The following is a 12,277-nucleotide window of genomic DNA, read 5'->3' as shown; positions in this document are numbered from 1 at the left end:
GATGGACAATCTCGTCTCGACCGAGTGGCTGGCCGGCGAGCTCGGCAAGCCCGACCTCGTCCTGCTGGACTGCACGAAATACCTGCCGAACGAGGCACCGCTCGACGGCCGCACCGAGTTCCTGAAGGCGCACATCCCGGGCAGCCGCTTCGCCGACCTCGACGAGCTGGCCGACATCGAGGACCCGTTGCCGCACATGGTCCCGACGCCGGCGCGCTTCGCGAAGGTGGCCGGCGCGCTCGGCATCTCCAATGCGTCGCGCGTCGTCGCCTATGACCAGAAGGGGCTGCAATCCTCGCCGCGCATCTGGTGGCTGCTGCGGCTGTTCGGGCATGAGGCGGTGGCGGTGCTGGATGGCGGCCTGCCGAAGTGGAAGGCCGAAGGGCGCAGGCTGGAGTCGGGCGAACCCGCGCCGCCGCAGCGCGCCACCTTCGTGCCGGACCTGATCGCGCGGCGGCTGGCCGGCATCGGCGACATGAAGCGCATCGTCCGCCAGGGCGGCGGCGAGGCGCTGATCCTCGACGCCCGCAGCAAGGCCCGCTTCGACGGCAAGGCGCCCGAGCCGCGTGCCGGCATCGCCTCCGGCCACATGCCCGGTGCGGCGAGCATGCCCTTCACCGAGTTGCTGAATGCCGACGGCACCATGAAGGACGCTGCCGCGATCCGCGCCCTGTTCGAGGCCCGCGGCGCCGACGACACGCGCCCGCTCGTCACCTCCTGCGGCACCGGCGTCACCGCCTGTGTCCTCGCGCTCGGCGCGGTACGCGCAGGGCTGCCCGAGCCGGCCGTCTATGACGGCTCCTGGACGGAATGGGCATCGCGGCCCGAGACGCCGAAGGCGTCGAACCCATGAGCAGCACAACCCCGAAGGCAACCGCGTGATGGATGACGTGACCTCTCCCGGCGCGCGGCGTGGCTTCGGCACGCGGCTGACACATGGCTCCCGCCCGGCAGTGCGCAGCCACGGCTTCGTCAACCCGCCGCTCCATCGCGGCTCCACGGTGCTGCAGCCCTCCTGCGAGGCGCGGATCGAGAATGCGAAGCACCGCTTCGAGCGGGTGATGACCTACGGCACCCAGGGCGGGCCGACGCATTACGCGCTCGAGGACATGGTCGCCGGCATAGAGGGCGGCACGCATTGCACCATCGTCGGCACCGGCCTCGCGGCCGTCGCGGTGCCGCTGCTGGCCTTCCTCAGGGCGGGCGACCACTGCCTCATGCCCGACAGCGCCTATGGCCCGGCCCGCAACCTGGCCGAGGGCCTGATGACCGGCTGGGGGATCGAGACCACCTTCTACGACCCCACCGCCACCGCCGAGTCGCTGGCCGCGCTGTGGCGGCCCAACACGCGGGTGCTCTACATGGAGAGCCCCGGCAGCCACACCTTCGAGATACAGGACGTGCCCGCGCTTGCGGCACTCGCGCGCGCCCGCGGCGCGATATCGATGATCGACAACACCTGGGGCATCCATCATTTCCAGCCCTTCGCGAAGGGCTGCGACGTCTCGATCCAGGCGCTGACCAAGTATGTCGGCGGCCATTCCGACATCCTGCTCGGCTCGGTCACGGTGAACAGCCAGGCACACCATCACGCCGTGCGCGCCGCGTCCTCGGCGATGGGCCACTATGCCAGCCCCGATGATTGCTGGCTGGCGCTGCGCGGCGCGCGCACCATGGCCGTGCGGCTGGCGCATCAGGAGAAGGCGGGGCTGGAGGTCGCCCGCTGGCTGCAGGCGCGGCCGGAGGTGGACCGCATCCTCCATCCCGCCTTGCCGGAGGATCCCGGCCACGCGATCTGGAAGCGCGACTTCACCGGCGCCTGCAGCCTGTTCGGCGTGGTGTTCCAGCCGCGCTATGCGCAGGAGGAGATCTTCCGCTTCGTGGACGGGCTGCAACTGTTCGGCATCGGCGCGTCCTGGGGCGGCTATGAGAGCCTGGCGCTGCCCACCAACCTCGCCGTGGTTCGCCGGGTCACGCCCGCTCCTGCCGCGCAGATCGTCCGTCTGCATGTCGGGCTGGAAGAGGTTGCCGACCTCCAGGCTGATCTGGCCCAGGCCCTGGCACTCCTGCCGCGCTGAACCCGCGCAGCCCGCCGAGCGAGGCGGCCGCCTGCTCGGCGAAGCCCAGGGTCGCTGCGACATAGGCGTCGTAGCCCGCATGGCCATGCGGCGTGAGGCGGTAGAAGCGGGTCCGGCCGACCCGGCGCCCGACGCAGACGCTGTCCGCCTCCATCAGGCGCGTCAGCACCATGCGGATGGTCGGGCCGCTGTAGCCTGTGCGCTCGGTGATCTGGCCGACCGCCATGCCCACCTCGCCCCGCTCGTAGAGCAGCAGCCCGACATCGAAGGCGATGCCGCTGTGCCGGACCCCGATCGGTTCGCTCAGGCGGCGCAGTTCGCGCAGCAACGCGATGGCTGAGTCTCGGGGGGCGAGGAGGAGAGCCGTATCGGGCATGGCGTGCGGTTCTGCCATCGGGCCCGCGAAAGGCAACGATGTAGCAACGGCTTGTAAGAACTCTCACACAATCGTGAAGAGTAACAATTTCAGGCGCATGCCGGTGCGGCTGCACAGGCGACGCAAAGCCCCTCGACCTCCACCGTGGTCCGGCTGGGCACGAAACCGGCGGCGCGCGCCGCCTCGGCCACCGCCTCCGCCACCCGCTCGTCGCAGATCTCCGCCGTGGCGCCGCAGCGGCCGCAGATGAGGAACTGGTGCGGATGGTCGTGGCCATGGCCGCAGCTGTGATGCGCCTCCGGTCCGGCGCAGCCGACGAAGGCGTTGAGCCGCTCCACCCGGTGCACCAGCCCCTGCTCCTGCAGGAAATCCAGCGCGCGGTAGATGGTGGGCGGCGCCGCGCCGGGGCGGTCGGCACGCAGCCGGTCGAGCAGTGCATAGGCACCGATCGGCTGCGGCGACTCCAGCACCAGGCGCAGAACCTGCCGGCGCAGCTCGGTGAACTGCACGCCACGCGCCACGCAGGCCGCTTCCGCCCGATCCACCGCTTCCGCCACGGCGGAGCCGCGCACTGCCTCTGTCGTCTCGGCCATGGCTTGCCTCTTTCGCCCCGGCTGCTGCGGGGCGATATACTGTAACGCCGCAGCGGATCTCTCGCCATGCCCTCGCTTCCCGTCACCCCACCCGATGCCATGGAGCCCGCCGCCCGCGCGCAGCTTCTGGATGCGGTGCGCTTCGATCACGCCGGGCTCGTCGCCTGCATCGCGCAGCAGCACGACACCGGCGAGGTGCTGATGATGGCCTGGATGAACCGCGCCGCGCTGGCCGAGACGCTGGCGACGGGCCGCGTCACCTACTGGTCCCGCTCGCGTGGCGCGCTGTGGCGCAAGGGGGAGAGTTCCGGCCAGGTGCAGAAGCTGGTGGACCTCCGCCTCGATTGCGACGGCGATGCGCTGCTGGCCCTGGTGGACCAGACCGGCGTGGCCTGCCACACCGGCCGCCGCAGCTGCTTCTTCCGGGCGCTGCGCGAGGGCGAACTGGCCGAGATCACTGCGCCGGAAGTGGCCCCCGAGGCGCTGTACGGCCGATGACCACCCCGGTTCCGCTGACCGTCCTCACCGGCTTCCTCGGCGCCGGCAAGACCACGCTGCTGAATGCGCTGCTCGGCGACAAGGCGCTGGCCGACACCGCCGTGCTGATCAACGAATTCGGCGAGATCGGCCTCGACCATCTTCTGGTGGAAAGGCTGGACGGCGAGGCGGTGCTGCTGAACGCCGGCTGCCTCTGCTGCACCGTACGCGGCGACCTCGTCCGCGCCCTCGATGGCCTGTGGGAGCGCATCCTCGCCGGCCGCGTGATCCGCCGCGTGGTGGTGGAGACCACCGGCCTCGCCGATCCCGCCCCGATCCTGGCGACCCTGATGGCCGATCCCCGCCTCGGCGCCCGCTTTGCGCTGGATGGCGTGGTGACGGTGGTGGACGCCGTCGCCGGCGATGCCACGCTGGACACGCAGGAGGAGGCGGTGCGCCAGGCCGCCGTCGCCGACCGCATCGTGCTGAGCAAGACCGACCTCGCCACGCCGGAGCAGGTCGCGGCGCTCACCGAAAGGCTGCAGGCGCTCAATCCGGTCGCGCCGGTGATCCCGGCCGTGCAGGGCGCCGTGGCACCGGAGGCGATTCTCGCCGCCGGTCCCTTCGACCCCGCCGCCAAGGCGCCCGATGTCGCGCGCTGGATCGGCGCCGCCGGCCACCACCATCACCACCACGCACACGACCCCAACCGCCACGATGCGCGCATCCGCGCCCTCTGCCTGGAGTACGACCGCCCCCTGCCATGGGAGGGCATCGCCGGCTGGCTCGATATGCTGGCGATGACCCGCGGCGCCTCCGTGCTGCGCGTGAAGGGCATCCTGGATCTCGCCGGCGAGGACCGCCCGGTGGTGGTCCATGGCGTCCAGTCGGTGTTCCACCCGCCCCGCCGCCTGCCCGCCTGGCCGCCCGGCGAGCCCCGTCGCTCCCGCCTCGTCTTCATCCTGCGCGACCTCGACCCGCAGGTGGTGGAGGAGGGTCTCGCCGCCTTCCTGCGGGCCGCCGAGGAGAAGGCGGCGATCGCCGGCTAACCCTGCCGCAGCTTCATCCCCAGCAGGTAGAGCGTCAGCGGCACCGTCACGACATTCGCCGCCACCAGCGCCGCCGAGCCGGTCAGCGCGCCATAGGTCAGCCAGAGGCAGTTCCCCAGCACCAGCAGCCACAGCAGCCCCAGCGAGAAATCCCGCGCCGAGCGCGTGCGCCAGGTGCGCACCACCTGCGGGACGAAGGCCGAAGTGGTCAGCACCCCCGCGATCCCGCCGATCGCCTCCACCGGATCCAAGCGCCTCTCCCCCTCCCCGGCCCTTCCCCAGGGCGGGCGCGATCCCTATGCATCCCCCCATGGCCGAAATCCATCTCACCTTCGAGACCCTGGCCGGCCCGGCGCTGCACCCGCTGCTGCCGGACCTCGCCCGGCTGCGCACCATCGTGTTCCGCGGCTGGCCCTACCTCTACGAAGGCGAGGAAGCGTACGAACGCGACTATCTCCGCGCCTATGCCGATGCACCCGGCGCCGTGGTGGTGGTCTGCCGCGACGGCGTGCGGGTGGTGGGTGCCGCGACCTGCGAGCCGATGAGCGAGGGCCACGAGCCCGTCCGCCGCAGCTTCCAGGCCGCCGGCCTCGACCCGGCGCAGTTCTGCTATTTCGGCGAATCCGTGCTGCTCGCCGAATACCGCGGCCGCGGCGCCGGCGTGCGCTTCTTCACCGAGCGCGAGGCGCATGCGCGCTCGCTCGGCCTGCGCTTCGCCGCCTTCTGCGCCGTGGTCCGCGACCCCGACGATCCCCGCCGCCCGGCGGACTACGTCCCGCTCGACGCCTTCTGGCGCAAGCGCGGCTACACCCCGCGCCCGGAGATCACCGTCACCTTCGACTGGAAGGAGGTCGGCGCGGACGCCGAGACACCGCACACCCTCTCCTGCTGGATCAAGGACCTCGACGCGTGAGCCTGCCCGAGCCCCGGACGCTCCGCCTCGGCCTGCTGCAGTATCCCGTCGAGAAGCCGGCCTCGATCGAGGCCTTCGGCGCCAAGCTCGACCGCTGGCTCGCCGAGGCGAAGGGCCACGCCGATCTCTGCGTCCTGCCCGAATACGCCGCCGTCGAGCTCGGCGCCGCCCTGGTCGGCCGCGCGACCACCGACGAGCCCACCGAGCTCGCCGCCATGGTCGCGCACGCGGACGCCATCCTCGGCGCGATGCGAGCCGCCACGATGCGCGCCGGCATCTGGCTGCTCGCCGGCACCCTGCCGATGCGCCACGGCGACCGCGTCATCGCCCGCGCGCCCCTCATCACCCCCGATGGCCGCATCGCCTTCCAGGAGAAGCGCGCCATGACCCGCTTCGAGACCGAGCGCTGGGGCATCACTGGCGGCGCCCCGCCGCGCGTCTTCGACACGCCCTGGGGCCGCCTCGGTGTCTCGATCTGCTACGATGTGGAGTTCCCCAAGCACGTCCGCGCCCAGGTCGAGGCCGGCGCCTGGCTAATCCTGGCGCCGAGCTGCACCGACACGCTGCATGGCTTCACCCGCGTGCGCGTCTCCGCCGCCGCGCGCGCCATCGAGAACCAGTGCTACGTCGCCTGCACGCCGACGGTGGGCGAGGCGCCGTGGTCGGCGGCACTCGACATCAACCACGGCCACGCGGCGGTGTTCTGCCCGCCCGATCGCGGCTTCCCCGCCGATGGCGTGCTGGCCGCCGGCAAGCTCGACGCCGCGCAATGGCTGTTCTGCGAGCTGGACCCCGCGCGCATCGCCGAGGTGCGCGAGCATGGCGCCGTGCGCAACCACCGCGACTGGCCGCGCGCACCCTACCCGCCCACCGTCGCAGCGGACTTCGCGTGAGCCTGGTCTACATCGTCGCTGGCGAAGCCTCCGGCGACGCGCTCGGCGCCCGCCTTCTCGCCGCGCTCCGCGCCCGCCGCCCCGACCTGGCCTTCGCCGGCATCGGCGGCGAGCGACTGGCCGAGCAGGGCATGCCGAGCCTCTTCCCGATGCGCGAGCTCGCCCTGATGGGCCTGATCGAGGTGCTGCCCAACCTCCGCAACCTCACCCGCCGCATGGCCGAGACGGTGGCGGACATCACCGCCCGTCGCCCCACGGTGATCGTCACCATCGACAGCCCCGGCTTCGCGCTGCGCCTGGCGGAGCGCGTCAGGCCGCTCGGCATCCCCATCGTGCACTACGTCGCGCCGCAGATCTGGGCTTGGCGACCCGGCCGCGTGGCGAAGATCCGCGCGCGCGTGGACCGCATCCTCTGCCTGCTGCCCTTCGAGACGGTGATCTTCGAGGCGGCCGGCATCCCCGCCAGCTTCGTCGGCCACCCGGTGCTGGAAAGCGGCGCCGGCACCGGCGATGCCGCGCGCTTCCGCGCCACCCACGACATCGCGCCGGACGCGGCCCTGCTGCTGGTGATGCCCGGCAGCCGGCGGATGGAGGCGAAGCGCCTGCTGCCCATCTTCGGGGCCGCCCTCCGCCTGCTCGCCGCGCGCATCCCCGGGCTGCGCGCCGTCATTGCCGTCTCGCCGGTGGTGGCGGATGCGGTTCGCGCCGGCGTCGCCGACTGGCCCGGCCGCCCGGTCCTGGTGGACACCCTGGCCGCCAAGCACGACGCCTTTGCCGCCGCGGCGCAATCCGGCGGCGCGGGCCTGATCAAGTCCGGCACCTCAAGCCTGGAGATGGCGGTGGCCGGCGTGCCGCATGTCGTCTCCTACCGGGTGAACCCGATCACCGCCGCCATCGTCCGCCGGCTGGTGCAGGTGCGCTTCGCATCCCTGGTGAACCTGCTCGCCGAGCGCGAAATCGCGCCCGAATTCATCCAGGACCGCGCGACACCCGAGGCGCTGTCGGAGGCCCTGCACCGCCTGCTGACCGACCCCGCAGCTGCCGCCGCGCAGCGCGCCGCCTTCGCCCCCGTGCTGGCGCAACTCCACCCGCCCGGCCTCGCGCCGAGCGAGGCGGCAGCGGAGGCGGTGCTGGAGCAGATCGCCGGAGGGCGGAATCGCCCGGAGTCGTGAAGCCGCTCCTGGAGCAGCCGTTAGAGCGACGTGCCGATATTCTGACCTGCGGCCGGCGACGCTGGCCGAGCGGCCGAATGGCCGCCGCCGCCAGTGCGGCGAAGCCGAGCCGCGGAGCGGCGCTGGCGTTTGAAGGCCGAAATGCACCAGCATTTCGGCACGCCGCTCTAAGCGTGCCGTGCGACGCCTGATCCGGACCAGGCGCGCCGGGCTCCGGACCGGGCCTGGCCCGCCGGCCTACCCCGCCGCCACCGGCAGAAGCTGTGGGCTCGTCCAGCCGATGGTGCCGACCGACTGGCAGTGCGGGCAGACCGGCGCCCAGGCCGGCTGGTCGGTGCCGCAGGCGGAGCAGCGCCAGCGCGGCTCCGGTGCCGCGGTGGCCGCCATGCGCAGCCATTTCGCCTGCGCCGCGCGGGTCTCCGGCGTGTCGCCGCCCTCGGCCTCCTCGAGGTCGGACAGCGCCAGGAAGGCACGGCGGTCGGCCTGCCCGGTTGCGGTCAGCGCCTCCAGCTCCTGGCGGGCGCGGCCGGTGAGGCCGGCCTCCACCGCGAGGCGGCCGATCAGCAGATGGCTCTCCGGGTGGCGCGGGTTGCCATGCACCAGCTGCTCCGCCGCCTTCACCCGCTGCAGCGGATCGGCCTCGGCGCCGATATAGGCGTCGGCGAGGTCCGGATGCGGCCGCGCCTTCCAGGCTTCCTCGAGCACCTGCCGGGCGCGGCGGGGGCTGCCGGCCTCCTTCAGGCGGCGGGCATGCGCCAGCGCGGCGGGGGCGAAGCCGGGATCGGTCTGGAAGGCCTGCCGCTCCAGTTCCGCGGCACGGCCACCCTCCGCCGGCTCCTGGCTCGCCGCGGCGAGGGCAAGCGGCGCCTGGGCGGTGCCGGGGGCAGCGAGCGCCAGCGCCTCGCGCCAATCCCGCGTGCGCAGCGCCAGCGTCTCGCGCTCCTGGCGGAGCCAGGCGGCGCCGGGCTGGGCGGCTTCGGCCTCCCGCGCCAGGCGCTGGGCGGTCGCCCAATCCTCGCGCTGGATCGCCTGGCGCAGCAGGCCGCGCAGGCCGAGGAAACGCGAATCCGGGCGCGCCGCCAGCGCGTGGAAGGCCTCGGCCGCCGCCTCCTCGCGGCCGGCCAGGCGTTCCGCCTCGGCGGTCAGCATCAGGGTCTGCGGCGTATCGCCCAGCCGGTCGCGCGCGCGGCGCACCTCCAGCCGGGCGACTTCCGGCGTGCCGGCGGCCAGCGCCACCAGCGCGCGGGTCACCGCCGCCTCCCCCTCGACGCGATGCCGCGCCTCCCGCTTGGCGCGCCGCTTCGCCGGCCAGCGGCGCAGCGCGGCGATCGCGGCGAGCGTCAGGTGCAGCGCCAGGAAGAAGATGGCCAGCAGCAGCAAGGCCACCGCGAAGGGCACGATGACCTGCACATCGCCGACGCGGATCTCCACCGCGCCGCCGAGGCGGGCCATGTAGAGCACGCCCGCCACGCCGAGCGCGAGGAGGGCGAGATAGACGAGGGCACGACGCATCCGGGGGCGCCCCTCAGCCCGCGGCCATCTGGCGCAGCGCGTCGCGCGCCGCGACCAGCGCCTCGGCCTGGGCGATCCAGTCGCCCATCGCCTGCTTCGCAGGCGGGGAGAGGCGCGACAGGAAGCGCAGCGCGCCCTGCAGGTCGCCAGCCTCGACGGCGCGCCGGGCGCGCTCGATCTCGGCGGCGGCGGCGTCGCCCCACAGGACCTCCTCGCCGCGCCGGACCGTCACCAGGCCCGAGAGGCGCGAAACCGCGCTGTCCAGCACGCCGGCGCCTTCCCGCGCCGGCTCGCTGGCAGCGAGCGCGGCCCGTGCGGCCTCGTCGAAGGAGAGGCGCAGCTGCGATTCGGTCGGCGGCGCCGCCTCGGCGAAGCGGCTCAGCGCCGGCGGTGGATCCTGCAGCGGGCGCAGCGCCGGGCCGAGCGGCTGGCCGGCATCGAGCCTGAGCCGCGCTGCATCCAGCGCCGCCATCCGGGCCGAGCGCCCCTCCAGCGCCGAGAGGCGCTGCGCCGCAGCCTCCAGCGTCGCGAGGCGCTGGGCCTGCTGTTCGAGCGCCTGGCCGCGCTGGGTCAGCTGGCCCTCGAGCTCGCGGATGCGGCCGGCGAGCTGCTGCTCGACATTGCCGATCCGGCCCGCGAGCTGCTGCTCCAACTGGCCGATCCGCCCGGCCTGCTGCTCGAAGGTCTGCGCGCGGGAGGCGAGCGCCGCCTCGTTCGCGGCGACGCGGCCGGCGAAGCCGCCGATCGCCTGTTCGGTGGCGGCCAGCCGCTGCTGGGTCTGCGCCCCGGCTGCCTGCAACTCGCGCGACAGCGCCTCGACGCGGTTCGCCAGCTGCTCGACGGCGGCGCGGGAGGCCAAGGTGGCGGGGTCCAGCTGCGGGCGCCCGGCGAGGTCGCGGGCGGTGGCGGCGACGCGCTCCTCCAGCGCCGCGGCGCGCTGCTCGGCTGCCTCGGCGCGCTGGGTGGCGGCCTGCACCTGCTGCGCCAGCGCCTGGGCCCGCTCGGCCGCGGCCTGCGCCTGCTGCTCGGCTGCCTGCGCCCGCCGCTCGGCAGCCTCGACCCGGCCGGTGGCGGCGGCGAGCCCCTCGCGCAGGGGCGCGAGATCCGGCGCGGGCGGGGTCGGCCGGCCCTCCAGCGCGGAGAGGCGCGGCGCAATCCCCTCCAGCGCGGCGACGCGGCCGGCGAGCTGTTCCAGCTGTGCCTGGCGCTCGCGCAGCACGGCGACGTCCTGCGCGGTCTGCGGATCGGGCCCGGCGACGGGCTGCGGCAGCGGCCGGCCGAGCAGCCAGACCACCGCGCCGATCAGCACGATGACGGCCACCACGATGGGCAGGACCGTCGGGTCGAACTGGCGCAGGCGATCAAGGAAGCTGGGGGAGGGCTTTGGCGGGCTCATGACTCTCCTGACGGGGTAGGACCGCCGGCGCGGGCGGGGGCGTCCCGCCTGCCGAGCAGCCTCAGCAACGCGTCTTCCTCGGGCCGGTCGGCGACGCGGATGGCGCGCCACGCCAGGGGAGCGAGGGCTGCGGCGGCGGCCTCGGCCACCCGCCGGCTGATCGCCAGCACCTCCATGCGCGACGCAGCCGGCGCAAGACCGGCGGCCCGGAGCAGGGTCATCGCACACAGCGCGGAGCGTGGCGAGTGGAACAGCACGGCACCGACCCGTCCCGCCGCCACCGCCCGGACGGCCGCTTCCGGCAGCGATGCGGCCGGCGCCGCGGCATAGGCGATCCGGCGGATGACGCGAAATCCACGCCGCCGCAGATCGCCGGCAAGGTCCAGCGAATAGCCCTGACCGACAGCCAGCAGCAGCGGCCCGGCGGCCGGATCGAGGCGTTCGGCGGCGAGGCGGGCGAGGTCCTCGGCGGTGCCGGCCGCCGCCTCGGTCAGCGGCCACCCATTTGCGCGCGCCTCGGCCGCCGTCGCGTCGCCCACCGCGAGGATCGGCAGGCCGGGAACCGGCGCGGGCAGCGCGCGGGCGGCGGCCCGGCTGGTCAGGAGCAATGCGTGGGCAGGCGGCATCACGAAGGCGCGAGGGCGCAGCACCAGCGCCGGTGCCAATACCGGCTCCCAGCCCAGCGCCGCGACCCGGGCCGCGGTCTCCGCACCGCCCGGCTCCGGCCGGGTGACCAGCACGGACGGGGCGGTGCTCACCCGAAGATGTCGGCCGGGCTGTCCCGCCGCAGGCTCTCGCCGAGGTCCCGCCCGAGCCGCGCTGCCTCCTTCGGGTCGCCATGCAGCGCACGCTTGAGCAGGAAGGACCCATCAGCCCGCGCGACAAGGCCGGTCAGCAACAGCTGACCATCGGGCAGCAGGCGTGCATGGCCGCCGATCGGGGTGCGGCACGACCCATCGAGCGCCGCCAGCAGCGACCGCTCGGCGGTGGAGACGGCGCGCGCCTCGGTGTCCTCGATGGCGGAAAGCAGCTCGTGCAGTTCGATATCGTCGGCGCGGACGGTGACGCCGACGATCCCCTGCCCGGCCGCGGGCACCATCGCCTCCGGGTCCAGCACCACCGCCGCCTGCTCCTCCAGGCCGAGGCGCCGCAGCCCCGCCAGCGCCAGCAACGAGGCCGCCGGGCCGTCGGCGGAATGCACCTTGGTCAGCCGGGTCTGCACGTTGCCGCGGATCATCTCGACCTTCAGGTCGGGCCGGGCGTGCAGGATCTGGCTCTGCCGCCGCACCGAGGAGGTACCGACCACCGCGCCTGCCGGCAGGCATCCATAGGGGTCGGCCGGGTCCACCGGGCTGCAGGACGGACCGAGAATCAGCGCGTCCCGTGCATCCTCACGCGTCAGGGTGCAGGCCAGCACGATGCCGGGGGGAAGCTCGGTTTCCAGATCCTTCAGGCTGTGCACCGCGAAATCGATCCGGCCATCGGCCAGCGCCTCGTGGATCTCCTTCGAGAACAGCCCCTTGCCGCCGATGTCGGCCAGCCGCTTGTCCTGGATGCGGTCGCCGGAGGTGGCGATGGCGTGCTCCTCGAACGCCTTGGCGTCGCGCAGCACGGGGCAGATCCGGGTGATCAGCGCGAGGAAATGCCGCGTCTGCCAGAGCGCCAGCGGCGAGCCGCGGGTGCCGACGCGCAGCGGCAGCGCATGGACATGCGGCCGCACCTGCGGATGCGCCGCGGCCCGTGGACCGGCCTGGGGATGCGCGCCGGGATGGGCTGCGCCGTGCGGATGGGCTACCGACATGTTGGCGCGCGTCATAG

General features: G+C 73.8%; 14 protein-coding genes. 7 read left to right on the top strand and 7 right to left on the bottom strand.

Annotated elements, in window-relative coordinates; all coding sequences use genetic code 11:
• The first annotated feature begins 1 nt into the window (after nucleotide 1).
• Both ACESM1_RS16990 and metC read left to right on the top strand, forming a co-directional pair.
• Nucleotides 2-853 carry a sulfurtransferase gene (locus tag ACESM1_RS16990; protein ID WP_372622025.1) on the top strand — a complete coding sequence of 284 codons (852 nt, stop codon included), beginning with the start codon at nucleotides 2-4 and terminating at the stop codon, nucleotides 851-853.
• A 28-nt stretch (nucleotides 854-881) separates the two neighbouring features.
• Nucleotides 882-2,078 carry a cystathionine beta-lyase gene (gene metC / locus ACESM1_RS16985; RefSeq protein ID WP_372622023.1) on the top strand — a complete coding sequence of 399 codons (1,197 nt, stop codon included), beginning with the start codon at nucleotides 882-884 and terminating at the stop codon, nucleotides 2,076-2,078.
• Here the strand turns inward: metC and ACESM1_RS16980 are convergent.
• On the bottom strand, nucleotides 1,972-2,454 hold the full coding sequence (locus ACESM1_RS16980) for a helix-turn-helix domain-containing protein (protein ID WP_372622021.1): 483 nt from the start codon (nucleotides 2,452-2,454) through the stop codon (nucleotides 1,972-1,974). The two genes, metC and ACESM1_RS16980, sit on opposite strands and share 107 nt — an antisense overlap.
• 89 nt (nucleotides 2,455-2,543) lie before the next feature.
• Complete coding sequence (locus ACESM1_RS16975; protein ID WP_372622020.1) at nucleotides 2,544-3,047, bottom strand: transcriptional repressor; 504 nt, start codon at nucleotides 3,045-3,047, stop codon at nucleotides 2,544-2,546.
• Nucleotides 3,048-3,113: 66 nt separating this feature from the next.
• Between ACESM1_RS16975 and hisI the strand changes: the two genes are divergently transcribed.
• Nucleotides 3,114-3,545: a phosphoribosyl-AMP cyclohydrolase gene (gene hisI, locus ACESM1_RS16970; RefSeq protein ID WP_372622018.1), complete on the top strand. Its 432-nt coding sequence runs from the start codon at nucleotides 3,114-3,116 to the stop codon at nucleotides 3,543-3,545.
• Nucleotides 3,542-4,573, top strand: coding sequence for a CobW family GTP-binding protein (locus tag ACESM1_RS16965; RefSeq protein ID WP_372622016.1), 1,032 nt, complete (start codon nucleotides 3,542-3,544; stop codon nucleotides 4,571-4,573). Before hisI ends, ACESM1_RS16965 begins: the two co-directional genes overlap by 4 nt.
• On the opposite strand, the gene ACESM1_RS16960 is transcribed toward ACESM1_RS16965, so the two are convergent.
• The gene (locus ACESM1_RS16960; protein ID WP_372622131.1) at nucleotides 4,570-4,815 is read right to left on the bottom strand and encodes a SemiSWEET family sugar transporter; all 246 of its coding nucleotides are present in this window, start codon (nucleotides 4,813-4,815) and stop codon (nucleotides 4,570-4,572) included. The genes ACESM1_RS16965 and ACESM1_RS16960 overlap by 4 nt on opposite strands.
• Nucleotides 4,816-4,883: 68 nt before the next feature.
• On the opposite strand from ACESM1_RS16960, the gene ACESM1_RS16955 reads away from it, so the two are divergent.
• The 3 genes from ACESM1_RS16955 to lpxB are packed head-to-tail and all read left to right on the top strand — an operon-like array spanning nucleotide 4,884 to nucleotide 7,551.
• The gene (locus ACESM1_RS16955; protein WP_372622014.1) at nucleotides 4,884-5,486 is read left to right on the top strand and encodes a GNAT family N-acetyltransferase; all 603 of its coding nucleotides are present in this window, start codon (nucleotides 4,884-4,886) and stop codon (nucleotides 5,484-5,486) included.
• A gap of 2 nt (nucleotides 5,487-5,488) precedes the next feature.
• Entirely contained in the window at nucleotides 5,489-6,379 is an 891-nt protein-coding gene (locus ACESM1_RS16950; RefSeq protein ID WP_372622129.1) for a carbon-nitrogen hydrolase family protein, read from the top strand.
• Entirely contained in the window at nucleotides 6,376-7,551 is a 1,176-nt protein-coding gene (gene lpxB / locus ACESM1_RS16945) for a lipid-A-disaccharide synthase (RefSeq protein ID WP_372622012.1), read from the top strand. Before ACESM1_RS16950 ends, lpxB begins: the two co-directional genes overlap by 4 nt.
• A 237-nt stretch (nucleotides 7,552-7,788) precedes the next feature.
• Here the strand turns inward: lpxB and ACESM1_RS16940 are convergent, their stop codons facing one another.
• Genes ACESM1_RS16940 through hemC form a run of 4 tightly spaced genes read right to left on the bottom strand, consistent with a single transcriptional unit; the run spans nucleotide 7,789 to nucleotide 12,260 of the window.
• A complete protein-coding gene (locus tag ACESM1_RS16940) occupies nucleotides 7,789-9,063 on the bottom strand; it encodes a heme biosynthesis HemY N-terminal domain-containing protein (RefSeq protein ID WP_372622010.1) in 1,275 nt (424 codons plus the stop codon).
• Between the two features lie 13 nt (nucleotides 9,064-9,076).
• Nucleotides 9,077-10,459 (bottom strand): mitofilin family membrane protein, encoded by a 1,383-nt coding sequence (locus ACESM1_RS16935; RefSeq protein WP_372622008.1) that lies wholly within the window; start codon nucleotides 10,457-10,459, stop codon nucleotides 9,077-9,079.
• Nucleotides 10,456-11,217: a uroporphyrinogen-III synthase gene (locus ACESM1_RS16930; RefSeq protein WP_372622006.1), complete on the bottom strand. Its 762-nt coding sequence runs from the start codon at nucleotides 11,215-11,217 to the stop codon at nucleotides 10,456-10,458. Before ACESM1_RS16930 ends, ACESM1_RS16935 begins: the two co-directional genes overlap by 4 nt.
• Nucleotides 11,214-12,260, bottom strand: coding sequence for a hydroxymethylbilane synthase (gene hemC / locus ACESM1_RS16925; protein ID WP_372622005.1), 1,047 nt, complete (start codon nucleotides 12,258-12,260; stop codon nucleotides 11,214-11,216). Before hemC ends, ACESM1_RS16930 begins: the two co-directional genes overlap by 4 nt.
• Between the last annotated feature and the right edge of the window lie 17 nt (nucleotides 12,261-12,277).

It is taken from the genome of Falsiroseomonas sp., assembly GCF_041690465.1.
Taxonomy (GTDB): Bacteria; Pseudomonadota; Alphaproteobacteria; order Acetobacterales; family Acetobacteraceae; genus Falsiroseomonas.
The sequence above is the reverse complement of the archived record's forward strand: the minus strand, read 5'-3'. Positions and strand labels throughout refer to the sequence as shown.